Origin of the sequence: Burkholderia sp. L27(2015) (assembly GCF_009765705.1) — a bacterium.
GTDB lineage: Bacteria > Pseudomonadota > Gammaproteobacteria > Burkholderiales > Burkholderiaceae > LMUX01.
Genome location: NZ_LMUX01000016.1, coordinates 1017929 through 1035741, shown reverse-complemented (window position 1 = coordinate 1035741; position 17813 = coordinate 1017929). Strand labels below are relative to the sequence as shown.

17 protein-coding genes are annotated in these 17813 nt (G+C 60.8%); 8 read left to right on the top strand and 9 right to left on the bottom strand.

Annotated elements, in window-relative coordinates; translation table 11 throughout:
• The first annotated feature begins 30 nt into the window (after positions 1-30).
• Positions 31-1017, top strand: coding sequence for a tripartite tricarboxylate transporter substrate binding protein (locus tag GSQ77_RS12610; RefSeq protein WP_158902456.1), 987 nt, complete (start codon positions 31-33; stop codon positions 1015-1017).
• A 13-nt stretch (positions 1018-1030) separates the two neighbouring features.
• Here GSQ77_RS12610 and GSQ77_RS12605 read toward each other — a convergent pair whose 3' ends face one another.
• On the bottom strand, positions 1031-2479 hold the full coding sequence (locus tag GSQ77_RS12605; RefSeq protein WP_158903011.1) for an alkaline phosphatase family protein: 1449 nt from the start codon (positions 2477-2479) through the stop codon (positions 1031-1033).
• A 115-nt stretch (positions 2480-2594) separates the two neighbouring features.
• On the bottom strand, positions 2595-2936 hold the full coding sequence (locus GSQ77_RS12600) for a GNAT family N-acetyltransferase (protein ID WP_254067569.1): 342 nt from the start codon (positions 2934-2936) through the stop codon (positions 2595-2597).
• Positions 2937-3216: 280 nt separating this feature from the next.
• Between GSQ77_RS12600 and GSQ77_RS12595 the strand changes: the two genes are divergently transcribed.
• A complete protein-coding gene (locus GSQ77_RS12595) occupies positions 3217-3999 on the top strand; it encodes a class I SAM-dependent methyltransferase (protein ID WP_158902452.1) in 783 nt (260 codons plus the stop codon).
• Here GSQ77_RS12595 and GSQ77_RS12590 read toward each other — a convergent pair.
• Positions 3994-4302 carry a DUF2917 domain-containing protein gene (locus GSQ77_RS12590; RefSeq protein WP_158902450.1) on the bottom strand — a complete coding sequence of 103 codons (309 nt, stop codon included), beginning with the start codon at positions 4300-4302 and terminating at the stop codon, positions 3994-3996. The genes GSQ77_RS12595 and GSQ77_RS12590 overlap by 6 nt on opposite strands.
• Before the next feature lie 180 nt (positions 4303-4482).
• Here GSQ77_RS12590 and GSQ77_RS12585 point away from each other — a divergent pair, with 180 nt between their 5' ends.
• The gene (locus GSQ77_RS12585; protein WP_254067568.1) at positions 4483-5877 is read left to right on the top strand and encodes a PLP-dependent aminotransferase family protein; all 1395 of its coding nucleotides are present in this window, start codon (positions 4483-4485) and stop codon (positions 5875-5877) included.
• A 311-nt stretch (positions 5878-6188) separates the two neighbouring features.
• Here the strand turns inward: GSQ77_RS12585 and GSQ77_RS12580 are convergent, their stop codons facing one another.
• The 3 genes from GSQ77_RS12580 to GSQ77_RS12570 form a co-directional block, all read right to left on the bottom strand.
• Complete coding sequence (locus GSQ77_RS12580) at positions 6189-6926, bottom strand: DUF2459 domain-containing protein (protein WP_254067567.1); 738 nt, start codon at positions 6924-6926, stop codon at positions 6189-6191.
• A gap of 53 nt (positions 6927-6979) precedes the next feature.
• Complete coding sequence (locus tag GSQ77_RS12575) at positions 6980-8176, bottom strand: acyl-CoA dehydrogenase family protein (protein ID WP_158902446.1); 1197 nt, start codon at positions 8174-8176, stop codon at positions 6980-6982.
• A 126-nt stretch (positions 8177-8302) separates the two neighbouring features.
• Entirely contained in the window at positions 8303-9124 is an 822-nt protein-coding gene (locus tag GSQ77_RS12570) for an alpha/beta fold hydrolase (protein ID WP_158902444.1), read from the bottom strand.
• Between the two features lie 191 nt (positions 9125-9315).
• On the opposite strand from GSQ77_RS12570, the gene GSQ77_RS12565 reads away from it, so the two are divergent.
• A complete protein-coding gene (locus GSQ77_RS12565; RefSeq protein ID WP_158902442.1) occupies positions 9316-9633 on the top strand; it encodes a hypothetical protein in 318 nt (105 codons plus the stop codon).
• Between the two features lie 31 nt (positions 9634-9664).
• Here GSQ77_RS12565 and GSQ77_RS12560 read toward each other — a convergent pair whose 3' ends face one another.
• Complete coding sequence (locus GSQ77_RS12560; protein ID WP_158903007.1) at positions 9665-11131, bottom strand: HD domain-containing phosphohydrolase; 1467 nt, start codon at positions 11129-11131, stop codon at positions 9665-9667.
• A gap of 184 nt (positions 11132-11315) precedes the next feature.
• On the opposite strand from GSQ77_RS12560, the gene GSQ77_RS12555 reads away from it, so the two are divergent.
• Both GSQ77_RS12555 and GSQ77_RS12550 read left to right on the top strand, forming a co-directional pair.
• A complete protein-coding gene (locus GSQ77_RS12555) occupies positions 11316-12095 on the top strand; it encodes an alpha/beta hydrolase (protein WP_158902440.1) in 780 nt (259 codons plus the stop codon).
• 246 nt (positions 12096-12341) lie between these two features.
• Positions 12342-13814 carry an MDR family MFS transporter gene (locus GSQ77_RS12550; RefSeq protein ID WP_158902438.1) on the top strand — a complete coding sequence of 491 codons (1473 nt, stop codon included), beginning with the start codon at positions 12342-12344 and terminating at the stop codon, positions 13812-13814.
• Positions 13815-13941: 127 nt separating this feature from the next.
• Here GSQ77_RS12550 and GSQ77_RS12545 read toward each other — a convergent pair whose 3' ends face one another.
• Both GSQ77_RS12545 and GSQ77_RS29180 read right to left on the bottom strand, forming a co-directional pair.
• The gene (locus tag GSQ77_RS12545; RefSeq protein ID WP_158902436.1) at positions 13942-14253 is read right to left on the bottom strand and encodes a DUF4148 domain-containing protein; all 312 of its coding nucleotides are present in this window, start codon (positions 14251-14253) and stop codon (positions 13942-13944) included.
• A 142-nt stretch (positions 14254-14395) separates the two neighbouring features.
• Entirely contained in the window at positions 14396-14917 is a 522-nt protein-coding gene (locus GSQ77_RS29180; protein WP_174246426.1) for a hypothetical protein, read from the bottom strand.
• 392 nt (positions 14918-15309) lie between these two features.
• Between GSQ77_RS29180 and nhaA the strand changes: the two genes are divergently transcribed.
• Both nhaA and gltS read left to right on the top strand, forming a co-directional pair.
• Entirely contained in the window at positions 15310-16524 is a 1215-nt protein-coding gene (nhaA, locus tag GSQ77_RS12540; RefSeq protein WP_158903005.1) for a Na+/H+ antiporter NhaA, read from the top strand.
• Positions 16525-16549: 25 nt separating this feature from the next.
• Positions 16550-17746, top strand: coding sequence for a sodium/glutamate symporter (gene gltS, locus GSQ77_RS12535; protein ID WP_158902434.1), 1197 nt, complete (start codon positions 16550-16552; stop codon positions 17744-17746).
• The last annotated feature ends 67 nt before the right edge of the window (positions 17747-17813 follow it).

Here is a 17813-nt window from a genome sequence, read left to right as displayed (position 1 = left end):
TGTATCCACACCATAAATAGGGAGGAGAGGATGCACATTATCAAGCGGGCGTGGCTGGCATTCAGTTGGCTTGCCCTGGCAGTCGCCGGTTCGACAGCGCCAGGCGTGGTTCACGCTGCCGGCTATCCGGACAAGACCATCAGAATGATCGTCGCCTATCCGCCGGGCGGCATTTCCGACATCACGGCACGGATGGTGGCGCCCAAGCTCACGGAAATCCTGGGCCAGTCGGTGGTCATAGAAAACCGCGGTGGCGCAGGCGGCAACGTCGGCGCGCACGCCGTCGCGATCACCGCACCCGATGGCTACACGTACCTCGTCACGACCACTTCGTTTGCCGTCAACCCCGCGCTGTGGGGCAAGGACGCGGGCTATAACGCCGAGGAAGACTTCATCCCGGTTTCGCTCGTCAGTTCACAGCCCAACGTGATCGTGGTGAACGATGCGGTACCGGCTAAAACACTCGCCGACTTGAAGGTCCTGGCGACCCAGCGCCCGCTTGGGTATGCAACCCCGGGGGCCGGCACCACCCCTGCACTCTCAGCCGACTACTTGTTTCAAGTCGTCTGGAAATCGAACATGACGAGCATCCCCTATCGTGGCGCAGGGCCGGCGGCGGTGGCGGTATTGGGCGGCGAAACGCCAGTGGCTTCGGTGGCTCTCGCGTCGGTGCTGCCTTATATCAAGACCGGCAAGGTCCGGGCCTTGGCGGTGTCCAGCAAGGAACGCGTTGCAAGCCTGCCTAACGTGCCCACGCTTTATGAATTGGGCTACAAGGATATCCAGGATTACAACTGGACCGCCGTGCTCGCGCCCAAGGGCACGCCGCCCGCAAACGTCAAGATCATGAGCGATGCGATCGACAAAGCGCTGAAGACCCCGGCCGTCAAGACCTTGTTCGATTCCCAGGCGTTGACGCCGGTCGGCGGAACGCCTGAGTATTTCAAGGACTACCTGCACACTGAGATCGTGCGCTGGGCGAATGTCGTCAAGGTCACGGGCGCAAAACGGGAATAATCGCGCACGTCACTCATTTGCGTCGATTCTGCTGGCGCTGGATATGCTGACTCCAAGCCGCCGTCCGGTCGCGAATGAAATCGCCGAGTTCTGAAGTAGACGTCAGCATCGGCGCTGCCTCCTGGTAATGTCCTTTCTCATTGCGCAGAGGCAGCGCCGCGACGCGAGCCGCGTGGATCTTATCGAGCTTGGATGGCGTAGCGGCATTCGGATGATGGACGCCCGACACGGGCACCGCGACGCCCTTGAGCGGGTCGTCGTCGGTCGTGCGGGGCTTATGGAGCGTCAGGACATCGGCCAGCGACGCGGCGGCCCGATCGCGTTGCGTAAGCGCTTCGGTTCCCCAGCGTTCCTGGATCGTCTTCAGTACCGATGTGTGGTCGATGCGCCCGCTTGCAGCGCGATAAACCGTGCCCGCCGCGATCAGCGGCGAAACCAGCACCGCCGGCACCCGAAGGCCGAAGCGCGTGAAATCGAAACCGTACTCACCTACCGTACCGTCGCCCGGTGGCGTCGCATCGGACGGCGGGGCGACGTGATCGTAGTTTCCGCCATGCTCGTCGTACGTGATGATCAGTAGCGTCGAGGCCCACGCTTTACCATTGCGCACCGCATAGTAAGCATCGTGGATAAACTGTTCGCCTGCCGCCACGTCATAGTTTGGATGCTGGCTGTTGCCGCTGGCGTCCCAACTAGGTTCGAGGAAACTCAACGCGGGTAGCGTGCCGTGCGCCGCGCGCTCTTGAAAATCACGGAAATGTCCGAAATGACTTTCTGCGGCGTTCTGCACATCCGGGAAATCGTGACGCGTGAGCGGCTCGCGGTTGTAGCCGAAGATCGCCCAATCGATATTCTTGTCCGACAGCCGCCCGAAGATACTGGGGCAGGTGAAAATCTTCACATGATCGTCCAGATGCCCCTGCGAGGTGCCGGCCAACGCGAAGGCGCGATTGGGCATCGTCATGGTAGGCGCCGAGGCGAACCACGCATCGCAGACCGCGTAACCCTTGGCCAACCCAGACAAGATCGGCAACAGCTCGGGCGTGTACATGCCCATGATCTGCGAGGACTGGGTGCCGGGCAGCGTGTCCGTGTAATGCTTGGCGAGATCGGACGCCACCGCCGACTTGAAGTTCAGGACAAAGCCCTTGTTGTCCGCTTGCGCACCGGGCGTCGGGTCGTCCGTCGAGTAGAGTTGGTAATTCGTATTTTGGAACCCTTCGCCCGGATCGGCGCCTGGCATCAGATAGGGATGCGGGTCGTTTGCCGTGATTTTGTAGACAGGGATCTGCCGGCCCAGGTCGTCGGGGTTCCATTCCTCGCCGGTGAGTCCGTCGAAGGCGTGGCCCGCTGGCGAGGTGTTGCCGCTGTCGCTGTAGAGAAAACCGAGCATCTGGTCGAACGATCGGTTTTCCAGCATCAGATAGACGATGTGTTCGATTTTTCCGAGTTGATTCGTCACTTTGTTCACCACGATCGTCTCCAAGCAGTAGTCGCCTACCCCGCGCGATGCGCCGCAGACGATGCACGGCCCACCGTACTTGGAATTTATGATCGCAATGTGACGACGCTCGCGCTCACAGCATCTTCATCAAATACTTGGGAGACTCTTCAAATCCCTGGCGAAAATAAAATGCATGCGCTCGAGATCGTCGCGAGTGGCAGTGCACTTCGATTCGATCACAACCGCGAGCCACAGCTTCCTGCATAGCCGCGGCTTCCAACATGTCGCCCACGCCTTTGCCGCGCGCGCCCTCCCCGACACAGAAGTAACTGATGCGACAGAAGTCGCCGCTCACTGCCAATTGGGGAATGAAATGCAGAGAAATGACGCCCACGACTTGGTTGTTTTCCTCTGCCACCAGCAGCACCGCATCCGGGTGTGCGAGCAGGCGCTCGATTTTTTCGGCGATGAACAACTCTGTGCCTGGGTAATCCAATTGCAACAGAAAGGCGGGGATGGCGTTTTTGTCTTCTACGACTGCGGGTCTGACGAACATGGTTTCGTTGGAAATGAACGAGGCAATCCTCGAGAATAGCAGAGCACAGTTACGCTTACGTTACGCTGCCCGTGCCCCGTCACCCTTCGGCATGGCAAAGCCGGGCGTTCTTGTTTATGCTGATGGCAAGTCCGACGGCTCCATGCGGGGCCGCCTGCAGCTCGCGATATAGACCGATCTATCGAACAGGAGTGCACCGATGACAAATGCCACGCAATCTGTCCACCATACCGCCGCTGACGGCTACACGACGATGGCCGACAAGTACGTTCGCGGTCGTCCCGACTATCCGCCCGGTGTTGCGGACTGGTTGCGCGACAGCCTCGGCCTGCGGCCCGGCGTCACCGTCGTGGATCTCGGCGCGGGCACCGGCAAGTTCACGCCTCGCTTGGTGGGCACGGGCGCCAAGGTCATTGCCATCGAGCCCGTTTCACAGATGCGCGGTCAGTTGTCTGCGGCATTGCCTGACGTCGAAGCACTCTGCGGCTCAGCGCAATCCATTCCATTGCCCGACGCTTCAGTCGATGCCGTAGTCTGTGCGCAGGCGTTCCATTGGTTTGCCACCGCCGAAGCCTTGGCCGAAATTCATCGTGTGCTGAAGCCGGGTGGCAAGCTCGGACTGGTGTGGAACATGCGCGATGCGCGCGTTCCCTGGGTAGCACAGCTCGACGCGATCGTGAGCCAGGCCGAAGGTGACACGCCTCGCTATTACACAGGCGCCTGGCGCACGGTGTTTCCGTTTCAGGGTTTCGGTGCACTGCATGAAGAGCACTTCTCTCATGGTCATACCGGCGCGCCCGAAGACGTGATCATGAACCGGGTAAGGTCGGTCAGCTTTATCGCAACGCTGCCGCCCGAGGGGCGCGCGAAAATCGACGAGCAGGTAAGCGCGTTGATTGCGGCCGAACCGGAACTCAGCGGCCGGGAAGTCGTGACACTCCCCTATGAAACCGCCGCCTTCTACGCGGTGAAAGATTTATAAAACGCGTGGGCGCCCCCGGCCGAACGATATCCTCGGCAAGTAAGAAGCGATCGCGCCGATCCACGGCTTCGGCGGCGTCGATGCCAATGCGAAACGGCTATCAGCTTCGGGCGAGCTGATCCAGATAGTCGAATTGGCCGGCAACGTGACCGACTCCCCCGCCCGCAGCCACCTGTCGTCGGGCTCACCCTCGAGCGTGAGCCACAGCAAGCCCTGGCAAACCCTCAAAGTATGCGTACGGTCGATGAACCAGCTTACCGGTACATCACTTTGTTGCAGCTCCAGTGTCCGGATCTCACGCATAACGTTCTCCCAATGACGGCCGCGCAAAGAGGCAACCCCTTGACAGCATTATTTCGTTAAACTCTAATTTTGAGAATGCACAGTAGCGAACACTTTCGCCATACTGTTCAGTCAATTCTCTCGAACACTTGGAGCACAGGCGCGATGAATTTCGTTATAGATGCGCACAATGGTGTGCCCATGACAGATCAGCTCGTCACCGGCATCACCGCGCTGATCCGCTCTCGTCAACTGCTGCCCGGCGTAAAGTTGCCGTCGATCCGAGGGCTCGCGGCCGACCAGCACATCAGCCGCTTTCCGGTCATCGAGGCTTACGACAGGCTCTCTTCGCTGGGTCTGATCGTGCCGAAACACGGCTCCGGCTTTTACGTCGCGGCTCACGTCGGCCACGAAATGCGCTCGGGAGGATCCGATCCGCGCCTGGCCGAAGAGGAATCGCATCAAATACTGCAGCAATTCAACTACCCGGGCGAGACCTTGAAGTTAAGCAGCGGCTTCGTGCCTGAAGCGTGGCGCGACCTCGAAGGCATCACCCAGGCCATGCGCCAAGTCATGCGCATGGATATCAGCAGCGTGATCGACTATGCGATGCCGCACGGCGACGCGAACCTCAGGAATCAAATCCAGATGCGCCTGGGGCCCATCGGCATCGAAGCCGAGATGTCCAACATCATCGTGACGAGCGGCGCCAGCCAGGCGCTCGATCTGATCGTGCGGTTCATGCTTAAGCCGGGCGACACGGTATTCGTCGAGGATCCCGGTTACTACAATCTGGTCGGCTTGCTCAAGCTTCAAGGCGTGAGGATCATCGGTGTGCCGCGTCTGGCGACCGGGCCCGATGTCGATGTCGCGGAATATCTACTCAAGAGCGTCCAGCCGAAGTTGTTCTTCATCAACACCGTATTTCATAACCCCACCGCGACCAACGTCGCTCCGCAGATTGCCTTCCGGCTGCTGCAATTGGCGCAGCAACACGACTTCACGATCGTGGAAGACGATATCTACGCAGATCTCCAGGCGACGCCGACACAACGACTCGGTTCGCTCGATCAACTCGACCACGTTATCTATGTCGGCGGATTGTCGAAGACGCTTTCGTCGTCGCTACGTATCGGCTACATCGCGGCCAAGCGCGAGTTGATCAAGGGGCTCGTCGATGTGAAGGTGCTCACCAGTCTCGGCGGCTCGCGTTTCAGCGAATGCGTCGTAGCGGCTTTGCTCGAACGCGGCACCTATCGAAAATATCTGGAGCGGCTACGGCGCCGGGTTCGCGATGCGCTCTCGACCGCCGTGCAACATCTTGAAGGACGCGGGTGGGAAATATTCGATGAGCCCAGCGGCGGCAATTTTGTCTGGACCCGCGTGCCCGGCATCGACGATTCCATGGTGCTGGTGGAGCAGGCACTGCAGTTCGGCATCACTCTCGCGCCCGGTAGCTATTACCGCCCCGGCGGCGAGCGGTGCGCGTGGGTACGGATGAATACCGCCCATGTGGGCGACCCGCGAGCCATCCGCTTTTTCGAACACATGGGAAATGGCGGCGGCGATGTCCGCGACGCACGCAATGCCCGCTGAGACAGGAACTTTGGCGTCTATCCACCTATCTCACTGCCTATACTGGGTAGAGGCATCTTCTCGCTCGACCAGACCGGTGTCGCAGTTCGCCATGGAGCGAAGTCTGCTTATTTTCGTGTAACCGTCGAATTAGGGAGAAGTGATCATGCAACGGTCCTGGTTAGTCATACTCCTGCTGCCGTTTGTTCTCACCGGCTGCCTCTCGTTGAACAGCAGCAATCCCCCCCCACCCAACAACACAACGGTCGTGACGCCGCCTGCAGGCAGCACCACGACAGTCTGCTCCCCTGCGCCCTGCCAATAAGGCTGGCCTAGGGCGCGCTGCCTAATTGCGCAGCGGCGAGTTGCCGTGCCTGACGCATCACGCCGCCGGCGAACAGCACGGTGGTGTCCACGGGTAGCCCGGCCGAACGCATCGCAGCCGCGGTCCAGGTGTTGCATGTGTAGAACAAGTCGTAGGTGTCGGTAGCGGCGAAGAACACACTGCCCGGATAAGGGCCCTCGCCGAGTCCTACCGGTTTGCCCTCGGATTTGCCATCGGGTTTGTCAGCAGCATTAGCCTGGGGTGGGTCCGCCTCCTCGGTTTGCACTGCTGCCTGCAGGAACGCCTGGAGCCCTGCCAAGCCCGCGCGGCTGATCGCTAGGTTGACCACATTGGAAGAGCCGAACGCCGCGCCCGGCGAGTCGCGCAGTACCGTCATCAACAGCGCCGCTCGGCTAGGCAGCAGCGCCGAGAGCGTCGCTAGCGGGCCGTGGTCATGCGTGAGCACGTATTGCCGTTCACCGAAACCAAAGCACAGAAAACGTTCGCCGTCGAAGCCGTTTCCGTGCGCGAGCGCCAGAAGCCAGGGGCCGGCGTCCTCGGCGCGAATACAGACATCGGTGTGCCAGCCGCGCTCGACCACCGCGATGGTCGTGGCGATCGGCTCGGGCGGTGCTGCCGGTGGCAGAAGCGATGGCGAGGAGGTACAAGCGGCAAGCGCAAACGCGGCCACGAACACATAACTTCGAACGACACCGAGCAGGCGCAAGCAGGATAAGGAAGGCACGTGACGCTCAAGGATCAAAAACGCGGATCACAAGCAAGGATCGGAATCGAAGATCAGAAGCGCGAAGTCCCGGGATCCATGCCCAACAGAACACGCCCCGCAGTCTCCATATTCCGCGGCGAAAACGCCAGATGCTGAGCCGCGGCTTGCGCATCGCGCATTTGAGCGGCGAACGGACCGCGTTCATGGGTAGCGGAGCCGCCTGCTGCCGAAAACATCAGGTCAACCACCTTCTTGGTTACTTGAACCACGTTACAGCTAGCCATGCGCGCCAGCGCGCGTTGCTCCATGTCTTGCGGTTGCCCTGCTACCTCGGAGTCCCAAAGCGCTTGAACCGACTCGAACAGGAATGCACGGGCGCCACGCAGCAGCGTTTCCGCTTCGGCAACGCTGGCCTGTACGCTCACTTGCTCGCGCAATAGTGCGCGTGTTCCCGTTGCGATCTTCTGTTCAGCCAGCGCAGTCAACGCGTCGATCGAAGCGCGGGCGACGCCGAGGGAAACCGCGGTAATGCCCAGCGCAAACATGGTGATGAACGGCAATGCGTAGAGTGCACCGGGCTGATGAGGTGTCACCACGAAATCGGTCAATGAGAATGTGTGTGCGTCGGGCACCAGCACATTTGCCATGGCGAAGTCGTGGCTGCCGGAAGATCGCAGTCCGCTGCCGTCCCAATTGGCGATGATTTCGACGTCTCGTGTCGGAACCATGATGCCGCGCAGCACCGGTGCACCGGCCAGTGTGGTGCACGGCACGCCGTCAGCGTGTTCTATGCAGACTCCGAGTGTCACTGTGCTGTAGCGAATAAAACTGCCCCACGACCACCGGCCGTTGACTCGCCAGCCATTTCCCTCTTTGACCGCGACACCGGTCGGAGCCAGGCTACCGGACACATGCCCACCCCGGTGTAGCAATGCGGCGGCCGCTTCTTTCGGAATCAATCCAATGGCGCGCGACCCCGTGGATGCAATCGCGGCACACCACCCCACTGAACCATCGTGCCGGGCGACCGCTTCGATGACGCGGAAATAATCTACCGGTGCCAGTTCTGCTCCGCCGAGACTGCGCGGCAGCCACAACCGTGTCAGCCCGGCGTCTTCGAGCGCTCGGGCGATCTCTTCGGGAATATCGGGACCCCGCGCGATGGCTTCTTTATGCGCGGCGATCAATGGACCGAGTGCCACGGCCGCGGCGATCAGGTCAGTGGCGAGGTGTTGGGTCGGCGGTTCCGATATTTCCTGTGTCTGCACGTTCGATCACTCAAAAAATTAACGTAATCACCCTGTGAACAAAGTGAAGGTCCAGCGACGACTATATCGTGGAAATAATGGACTTGCCTGGGTGACATCCCCGGGCAAGTTCCTGTCTACCGATGCTCAGCCTTTGATGAACGCCAGCAAGTCAGCATTGAATTCGTCCTGCCGCGTCTGGGCGAGTCCGTGCGGAGCGCCCGGATAAACCTTGAGCTTGGCATTGGGGACGATCTTCGCCGACAACATGCCCGAAGCGCCGATGGGCACGATCTGATCGTCATCGCCGTGGACGATCAGCGTGGGGATGTCGAATTTCTTGAGATCCGCAGTGAAGTCCGTTTCCGAGAACTGCTTGATGCAGTCGTAAGCCCCCTTGATGCCAACCTGCATGCCCTGGCGCCAGAACGAATCGCGTACACCCTCGGAAATTTTCGCGCCGGCCCGGTTGTAGCCGTAGAACGGCATGGTGAGATCCTTGAAGAATTGCGCTCGGTCGGCAAGCACGCCGGCGCGAATGCCGTCGAACACCTCGCGCGGCAGCCCCCCTGGATTCGTCTCGGTTTTCAACATCTGCGGCGGCACTGCACCCAGCAACACGGCTTTGGCGACCCGCTTGGTGCCGTGGCGCCCGATGTAGCGCGCAACTTCACCACCGCCCGTAGAGTGGCCCACTATCACCATGTCTTTCAGATCGAGCGAATCGATCAACTGGGCGAGGTCGTCCGCATAGGTATCCATGTCGTTCCCGTCCCAGGGCTGGTCGGAGCGACCATGCCCGCGGCGGTCATGCGCGATCACGCGGTAGCCGCGCTCGCCCAGAAACATCATCTGCGCATCCCAGGCGTCGCCGCTCAACGGCCAGCCGTGGGAGAACACAACGGGCTGCCCACGGCCCCAATCCTTGTAAAAAATCCGTGTTCCATCTTGGGTAGCAAACATACTCATGGTGTCACTCCGTCAAGTAGTTTAATGGTGCCAGACTCGGAAGTTCGCGACCCGCGCTTCGCGACCGCGAACGCATACCGTACTCCTATTGCGTGAACGACCCATAAAACGACGTCGGTGTTACACGTTTTCTAGCTCACGACGCGCCACAATGTCGCTACACTGGAGGCAACGGAACCTCGGAGAAAGCCATGCCAGACCTTGACCCCAAAAGCACTTTCCGTGGGCTGCCTTTGACCGAGGAGCAGAACGCCGAAGTGCGGCACTACATAAAGGTTCAAAAGCAACATGGCCTGCCGTGGGACACGCCGGAGCTCAAGGCGATGCTCAGGGACATGCTGGAGCCACCAAGCGAAGATGACGGCGATTTTGACGATCCGCCAGACGAAACGATGGGGATCGCCGAGCGTGCAATGACCTCTATCGACGACGCCATGGATCCCATCGAGGCCAGCGAGGAATGGCATGCGGCCATGGAAGCGGAAAGTATGAAGGGGCCCAGGCGGTAAAAGCGCATCGCGAGCGGCGGGTCAGCTCAGACTAAAGCAAACCCATCGCCGACGCTTTCAAGGTCGCCGCCGCCCGTGTCGAGCATTCGAGCTTGCGGAACACCTTTTCCACGTGCGTTCCAACCGTGCTCATGCTGATGCCCAGCGTACGCGCCACCTCTTTGTTGCTGGCGCCTTGGCTGATGTGCCGCAGCACATCGACTTCCCGCTCCGACAATGTCGCTCGCTTGACACGATCCGGTGCGCGTACCGAGGCCGCATGTTCCGACGAGGTCATGGCTACGACCACGTCCGCGTCGAACCGCCCCGCTTGCGCTTCCTTGGTCAAAGTGTGCGCCGCTTCCTCGAAACTCAGTGCCGCTCTCCACGGTCGAGGCGAGCGCAACGCAATCCAAGCGACAGCCGTGGAAAGCACGCGCGCCTCGAGAGAGATTTCCCGCCCGCTCGCGCTGCGGAAATAGCCGGATCCATCGAGCCGTTCATAGGCAAACGATGCGATAGCGGCCTCCGGTTCCAGCGCCGCGATATTCTTGCCGGCTCGTTGCGTCCAATACGGCACGAGTCGAATTTTTTCCCACGCCGCAGCCGACAATTTTCCGCTCGTATTCCAGACCGAATTCGAGACCGATGTGCGCCCCATCCCATGAATCAAGCCGGCGCGATACACCAGACGCTGCGTACTTGCGGCGACGCCAAGCGCAGCACAGCACCGCGCACAGGCCTGCGCGACGCGTCGTGAATACTGCGTCATCCAAGGCAGCTTGAGGTCGATCACATCGGCGATAAGCTCCGGCGAGGTCAGTTGCTGCGTTCGGTCTGTCGTCAGAAAACCATCGAAATCGTGATCGGCTTCGTGCTCGAGTGCCTCATGCCATTGCCGACCACGCTTCGCGACCAGGTCAACCAACTCGGCGGGATAGCGCGAGCCCGCATCTTTCGTGAGCAACGTCAGTGCCGCATCGAGGCCGTACACGCGACTCAGAATTTCCAAGTCGCCGGCCAGCGACACCGTAGACACTGCCTGCGGCACGCCGTCGCCAGCAACGTGATTGGGAAAGCCGCTGCCGTCTCGGTTCTCGAAGATATTTCGCAGCGCCACTTCGGTGTCGTGATCGAGCGCCAGCATCCGCGCGATCTCGCCCGAAACCTCGCAGTGAATCTGCGCGAGGCCGGAAATCGAAGCGCCCTCGCCGCGGGCAAACACTGCCGCGACCGGGGAATCGGGCCGCCTCGCAAGCATCGCTTCGCGCCCGGCCACATCGTCGCCGATCAGCTCCGCGAATCCATGCGCGTTGGCCGTGCAGCCGGACCACCGCAACAGCGACACATGTTTGACCACGTCGCACTGGTTGGTGCCGTAGCCGGCGTCGGCGGCGACTTGCGCGGCCAGCCAGGCGGTGCGCACCGAGTGATCCGTGGGTTGGCCCATGCTCAGGTCGCCAATGAACGCCAGCGCCTTGGCAACGTCCAGAACACGGATGTCCGCTTCTTCTTCCATCTCATCCTCACACGCAAATTGGCGCGTTTCCGCCGCTTTTTCCACCCTCATGGTGGCCGTCATCGGATTCGGCAGCATCGGTCATTCGACCGATAGGCAGGCGAGCCCCGCCATCTTATTCTTCGGTCACTCAACCAGTAATCCCGCTCAATACCCGTTTCGATAACCTAAAAGGAACTGCATTATGAATACGCTGCTGAAAAAATGTCTGTTGTCGTTGGCCATGGTTGGCGCCGTGCTTCCCGCATTGAACGCGAGCGCAGCACCCAGCGCCGATCTCAAAGGCAAGAACGTCGTGCTGGTTCACGGTGCCTTTGCCGACGGATCGAGCTGGGACAAGGTGGTGCCGATTCTGGAAGCCAAAGGTTTGCATGTCGTGGCCGTGCAGAATCCGCTGTCCTCGCTGGCCGACGACGTATCGGCCACGCGCCGCGTGATCGAGCAGCAGACCGGTCCCGTGATTCTGGTCGGACATTCGGCGGCAGGCGTAGCCATCAGTCAAGCCGGCAATGATGACAAGGTGAAGTCACTGGTTTATGTGGCGGCCTTCGCCCCCGATAGCGGCCAGTCTATCAACGACCTTCTGAAAGGACTCCCGGCGCCGGCGTGGGCCAGCCAACTGCGCAAAGACTCCGCAGGATACTTGACCCTGTCCGACGATGCGATCATCCACGACTTCGCGTCAGACCTTCCCGTGGCCCAAGCCCGCCTCATCGCCGCAACCCAAGGCCCCTTGTTCGGCGGCTATTTCGATGACAAAGTGACCCAGGCAGCATGGCACACCAAGCCGTCGGTATTCGTCATTACCGGCCGCGACCACATGATCGACCCGAGGCTGCAGGCCGCCATGGCCAAGAATATCGGTGCGACTGTCGTGAACGTGGATGCGAGCCACGTCGCGATGCTGTCCCAGCCTCAGCAGGTCGCCGCCGCGATTATTGCTGCAGCGGAAAACGTCAAGTAACTAGCTCGTCGCGCATGTAACGCAATCGATTGAAAACGATGCGGCCCGTCGGACCTATCCGACGGGCCGCATTTTTCTTTTGTAGCGGCCGCTTACAATCGGTGCACATTTATGGGAAAAGCTTCATAATTTCACCGGCCGGCGCGAGACCCACGCGCGGCCGATTGAATAAGTCGCCTACGCGCCGCTTAGTGATTCACCGAGCGATTCGCTTAGTGATTTGACGCAGCACCTCTTTTGGACACCATGTCTTTCACGCCGAAATCAACCCGCCCGTTCGTTATTGCCTCTGTGATGGCCTCCATGGCCATGGTCGCCATCGAGGCGACGATCGTCTCGACCGCCATGCCGCAAATCGTGACGCAACTCGGCGGCCTGCACCTTTATAGCTGGGTCTTCTCGTCGTTCCTGCTGACGCAGACCGCCATGACGGTTGTCTTCGGCAAGCTGGCGGACTTGTACGGTCGCAAACCGGTGATGCTGATCGGCATTGCGGTGTTTCTCGTCGGGTCGGTGCTGGCCGGCTTTGCCTGGTCGATGCCCGCGATGATAGTCTTCCGGCTGATCCAGGGCGTGGGCGCCGGTGCGATCCAGCCCGTCACCATGACGATCGTGGCTGACCTGTACCCCGCGCACGAGCGCGGCAAGATCCAGGGTTATCTCGCCAGCGTGTGGGCGTTCTCCGCGGTGGTCGGCCCGGTCGTGGGCGGCTTGATCATCCGCGACCTGTCGTGGGCGTGGATTTTCTGGCTCAACATTCCGATCGGCCTGGCTTCGGCCGCCGGCTTCATTGCCTTTCTGCACGAAAAGGAGCGGCATGACCGCCCCGCGCTCGACATTGCCGGCGCGGCATTGTTCACGATCGCTATCGCGTCTTTGCTGATGGCGCTCACCGATATCGGCACCTCCGACAATACTCGGGCCGTACTCGAATTCGGCCTGTTCTGCGTGTGTTCGGGGCTGTTCGTGGCGCAGGAGCGGCGCGCACCCGATCCGATGATTTCGTTCTCGCTGTGGGGTCACCGGCCAATTGCCGCATCTAACGCCGCAACCGTACTCGCTGGCATGGCGCTGATGGGATTGACCACATTCCTGCCCATGTATGTGCAAGGCGTGTTGCACCGCTCGCCGGTCGTCGCCGGATTCGCGCTGACCATGGTGATGCTCGGCTGGCCGACTGGCGCGACGCTGGCAGCACGGTCGTTCCATCGCTTCGGATTGCGGCAGATATTGGTCGTCGGCAGTGTGTTCTTGCCGATAGGGGCGGTCGTGTTCGTACTGCTGACACCGGATAGCTCACCGGTTTTCGCGGCCATCGGCTCGCTGATCATGGGCTTCGGCATGGGGACGTCGAGTGTGAGCGCACTCGTTCTGATCCAGGAACTCGTTCACCCTTCGCAGCGTGGCAGTGCGACGGCCTCGAACCTGTTCTCACGCAACCTCGGCAGTACGCTGGGCGCGACCATGTTCGGCGCGGTGCTCAATTACGGCCTGACGCATGCCCAAGGTATCGGCGTGGTCACGTCAGATCAACTACGGCAGGTTCTCGAAACGCCGCCTAACCATGTCGGGAGCGACGCACTCGTTCGGCTCGCGCTTCAGCAATCGCTGCATCTCACGTTTGTGGCTATGCTGGTGATCTCGCTGGCGATTGTAGTGTCGGCCATGCTGGTTCCCGCGAAGGCGCTTGAACGTATACGCGAAGCCGCGGCCCGCTGATCGGGCGTGTGCTCGCGCTTGGAGTCGACGCCAGGCGGCACGTTAGCCTTCACGTCACCTCGCCTCGCTTTGCACGGCACCGCGCGTGTCACCTCTCGTCACCCGCGCCGTGCCGTGGAATCGGCGCTTATGGCGCCGAGGCGGGCTTGCCTTGTGCGGCTTTTTCTGCATCGACCTTGCGCTGGGCGTCCTGTAGGTTCTGCGGATAATTTACCTGGTTGCCTCCGGGGCTGTAGCCGTTCTTCTCCAGAGCCTTCAGTTCGGCGTTTTTCTTCGCCCTAGCCGCTTTGCTTGCCGCCTTGCGATTGGCCTTGTGGACTTGCTTGGGCGTAGACGCGGCCGTATCCGGTGTTGTTTGCGCAACGGCAACCGGGCCATAAACCAGGGCGAGTCCAACACACATACTGACAGCCACGACGGCAAGACGAAGTTTCGACATGAGTGATCTCCAGGTAGGCCGACAATCGCCGGCCATCAACAATACCATTACGATCAGTAAGGATTGTCAGTCTGCACTCATATGCGCCGCCGCAGCGTTGCTGCCGAGGTACATTTAACCTGCCGCGGGGCGTGCCGCAGGATCATCCGCCGGGCGGTTGCGCCGGCACCCTCTGCCAGCCACTGGGGCAGGCCTTGACATACGGGTAATAGCCATTGGGCTTGCCGCAGTGATACCAGTAGGCCATTTGCGGCACGCCGCCACCGCCCATGTCCGTCTGCGCCTGCTCTTGGTACTGAGTCGGGGCCACGCCTGCCGCCGCAGGCCAGTTAGGGTAGTAGCCGGAGTAGTACGGATACGGATAGGCATACGGGTAGGCGTACGGATACGGATACGGATATGGATAGCCATAGCCATAGCCATAGCCAAAACCCGGGCCGAAATAGAAACCGACGGACCCGCCGCAGCAGTGCCCGCCGTGGCCCCAGCCGCCGTGGCCCCAGCTACCTCCGCCGCCCCAGCCACCGCCGCCATGAGAGCCACCCCCGCCGCCCCAGCCACCGCCACCATGACCACCCCCGCCTCCCCCGCCGGCCACTGCTGCGCCGCTAGCGCCCAAGGCCGCCAATACCAGCAATAGCTGGCACACTCTACGCCCATTCATGATGCTCTCCTCGACAGTCCGCGCCGATTCAGATTTGCCCCCGAGCCGAATTTTGTGCGAGGAAAGGCGGCCCTGAATCAGGACTGGCTACTCACAAGTGTATGACTTCCTTAGGCATTCTGCCGTCTTCCTTGCCGAGCGCTCCGACCCATTGAGCAAAGAGCCCGATATGGCCGCGTTTGCCTGCGAAGCAGGAGCGAAGCAGGAGCAAATAGGACCAAAGTCCCATATTCCGCGAGCTGCTCTGCGCATACCATGGGCAGAGGGTTATCCCACGCGCCGGGGTGTGCGTGAATGGGATACCCGAAGCCACGGTCGAGAATGCCCGGCTCAACACGGCTACTGGCGCAGGTTGAGACCGTCGGAGTGGATGCGCAGACAACGGACTGGGCATTGTGATCGACCATACGATACGCAAGGCAACTGATGGCATTTCCGACTTCCTCAAGCTGGAGTCGGCGGGTGGGTTGCTGCTCGCGGCTGCGGCAGTACTCGCGCTGATCTGCAGTAACTCGCCGCTGCGACACGCGTACGACGACTTGCTGAAAATTCCTGTGGAGGTGCGCGTTGGATCCTTCGCCGTCGCGAAGCCGCTGCTACTGTGGATCAACGATGGTTTGATGGCGATCTTTTTCCTTCTCGTCGGACTGGAGGTCAAGCGCGAGGTGATTGAAGGTGAACTGTCCACACCCGCACAGATCGTGCTACCGGTCGTGGCCGGCTTGGGTGGAATGGTAGTGCCCGCACTCATCTATATCCTGTTTAACCACGGAAACGGCGCGGCCTCGAATGGCTGGGCGATCCCCACGGCCACGGACATCGCATTTGCGCTGGGCGTTCTCTCCCTGCTGGGCAAACGAGTCCCGATGTCGCTGAAAATATTCCTGACCGCGGTGGCAATTGCCGACGATTTGGGCGCGATCGTTATCATCGCGCTGTTTTATACCGCCGACCTTTCCCTAGCAATGCTATTCGGGGCGGCCGTGGCCATCGCGGTACTGATCGCCTTGAATCTGCGGAACATCACGCGAATCGCGCCTTACATTATCGTCGGCGTGATCTTGTGGGTATTCGTTCTGAAGTCCGGCGTTCACGCAACGCTCGCAGGCGTTGCAATCGCTTTCGCCGTGCCGCTCAAGGCTCGGGATGCCAACGGGAACGCTCCTCTGCACCAGCTTGAACACGGCCTCCACCCTTGGGTGGCCTTCGGTGTTTTGCCGATCTTCGCTTTTGCCAATGCGGGCGTCTCGTTCGCTGGCGTTACGCTCGAGGCGCTGGCACAGCCGCTGCCGCTCGGTATCGCCGCAGGGCTTTTCATCGGAAAGTCCGTAGGCGTGTGCGGGGCGAGCGCCGTGCTCGTTCGGTTCGGTCTGGCCAAGCTGCCCGAGGGCGCAAGCTGGTGCCAACTGGTTGGCGTCGCGGCACTCTGTGGCGTCGGCTTCACCATGAGTCTGTTCATCGGCTCCCTCGCTTTCGAAGGCCCCGAATATTTCACGCCCCTCCGGCTGGGGGTGATTGCGGGCTCAGTCCTATCGGGCGTTACCGGTTATTTATTGCTCAGGTTCGCGTCGGGTCATTCCAAGCCCTCCTCGCACGGGGTTGATTAATCGATATCAACTGGAGCCGAGCGTCATGAACCTCGACACGCTGGAAACGCTGATGGCCGCGGCCCTTGTTCTTCTGCTCGGGCGGCAAATACTCGCCCGGACAGCCCTACTGAGAACTTACAGCATTCCCGAGCCGGTTGTCGGCGGCCTACTCGTTGCGGTGCTGGTTTTCGCGCTACGCAACTACGCGCACATCGAGGTCCAGTTCGACACAACGCTTCAAGCGCCACTGATGCTCACTTTTTTTGCCACCATCGGCCTGAACGCAGATCTGGCCGGGCTGAAAGCGGGCGGACGTTCGCTGATGGTCTTTCTCGGTGTCGTGGTCGGCTTGCTCGTGATGCAAAATGCGCTCGGCATTGGCCTGGCTTGGGCGTTGGGGCAAGAGCGACTGCTCGGCTTGCTCGGGGCATCGGTGACGCTCTCAGGCGGTCATGGCACGGGCGCAGCGTGGGGGAAGGTGTTCGCAGAGCGTCACGGACTCGCATCAGCGACGGAGATTGCGATTGCTTGTGCCACGTTCGGCTTGATACTCGGGGGATTGGTCGGCGGCCCGGTCGCGCGTTTTCTGATCACGCACTATCGGCTGACTCCCAACCCGCAGTCCGATGTTGCTAGCGCGAGCGGTTTCGAGCAACCCAAAGCGGTTCGCACGATCACGGCGGAGGTCGTCATCGAAACCATCGCGCTGATCGCCGTTTGCCTCGCTGTCGGCTCGGTGCTGGCGTCGTGGTTGGCCGATACGGCGTTCGAGCTACCCACGTTCGTGTGTGTATTGTTCGTCGGCGTCGTTCTGCGAAATGGGCTGGCCGTGCCCGGTTGGTATCAGGTCTTCGAGCCCGCAGTGTCGCTGCTCGGTAATGTGAGCCTCGGGCTTTTTCTCGCCATCGCGCTGATGAGCCTGCGTTTATGGGACTTGGCCTCGCTTGCATTGCCGCTGCTCGCAATCCTGGCAGTGCAGGCAATCGCTATGGCGGTATATGCCATTTTCGTCACCTTTCGCGTGATGGGACGCAACTATGACGCAGCAGTGCTAGCTGCCGGACACTGCGGCTTTGGCCTTGGGGCGACGCCCACCGCGATCGCCAACATGCAAGCCATTACGGATCGGTTCGGCCCCTCTCATCTGGCTTTTTTGGTGGTGCCGATGGTGGGAGCGTTTTTTATTGACATCGCGAATGCGATCGTCATCAAGTTGTTCCTGCTCCTGCCAATTTACTGATGAAGGCGGATTCGCTGGCCGCAATATGAGGCTAGCCTATACGGACGAAACAAGTTGTTGATTAGGT

What these genes read in the sequence shown, in the direction of transcription:
- GSQ77_RS12585 (WP_254067568.1), top strand. Translation starts at nt 4,483, where the DNA reads ATGACAGATCAGCTCGTCACCGGCATCACCGCGCTGATCCGCTCTCGT.
- GSQ77_RS12570 (WP_158902444.1), bottom strand. Translation starts at nt 9,124, where the DNA reads ATGAGTATGTTTGCTACCCAAGATGGAACACGGATTTTTTACAAGGAT.
- GSQ77_RS12550 (WP_158902438.1), top strand. Translation starts at nt 12,342, where the DNA reads ATGTCTTTCACGCCGAAATCAACCCGCCCGTTCGTTATTGCCTCTGTG.
- GSQ77_RS12555 (WP_158902440.1), top strand. Translation starts at nt 11,316, where the DNA reads ATGAATACGCTGCTGAAAAAATGTCTGTTGTCGTTGGCCATGGTTGGC.
- GSQ77_RS12610 (WP_158902456.1), top strand. Translation starts at nt 31, where the DNA reads ATGCACATTATCAAGCGGGCGTGGCTGGCATTCAGTTGGCTTGCCCTG.
- GSQ77_RS12565 (WP_158902442.1), top strand. Translation starts at nt 9,316, where the DNA reads ATGCCAGACCTTGACCCCAAAAGCACTTTCCGTGGGCTGCCTTTGACC.
- GSQ77_RS29180 (WP_174246426.1), bottom strand. Translation starts at nt 14,917, where the DNA reads ATGAATGGGCGTAGAGTGTGCCAGCTATTGCTGGTATTGGCGGCCTTG.
- GSQ77_RS12545 (WP_158902436.1), bottom strand. Translation starts at nt 14,253, where the DNA reads ATGTCGAAACTTCGTCTTGCCGTCGTGGCTGTCAGTATGTGTGTTGGA.
- GSQ77_RS12590 (WP_158902450.1), bottom strand. Translation starts at nt 4,302, where the DNA reads ATGCGTGAGATCCGGACACTGGAGCTGCAACAAAGTGATGTACCGGTA.
- GSQ77_RS12560 (WP_158903007.1), bottom strand. Translation starts at nt 11,131, where the DNA reads ATGGAAGAAGAAGCGGACATCCGTGTTCTGGACGTTGCCAAGGCGCTG.
- GSQ77_RS12595 (WP_158902452.1), top strand. Translation starts at nt 3,217, where the DNA reads ATGACAAATGCCACGCAATCTGTCCACCATACCGCCGCTGACGGCTAC.
- gltS (WP_158902434.1), top strand. Translation starts at nt 16,550, where the DNA reads ATGAACCTCGACACGCTGGAAACGCTGATGGCCGCGGCCCTTGTTCTT.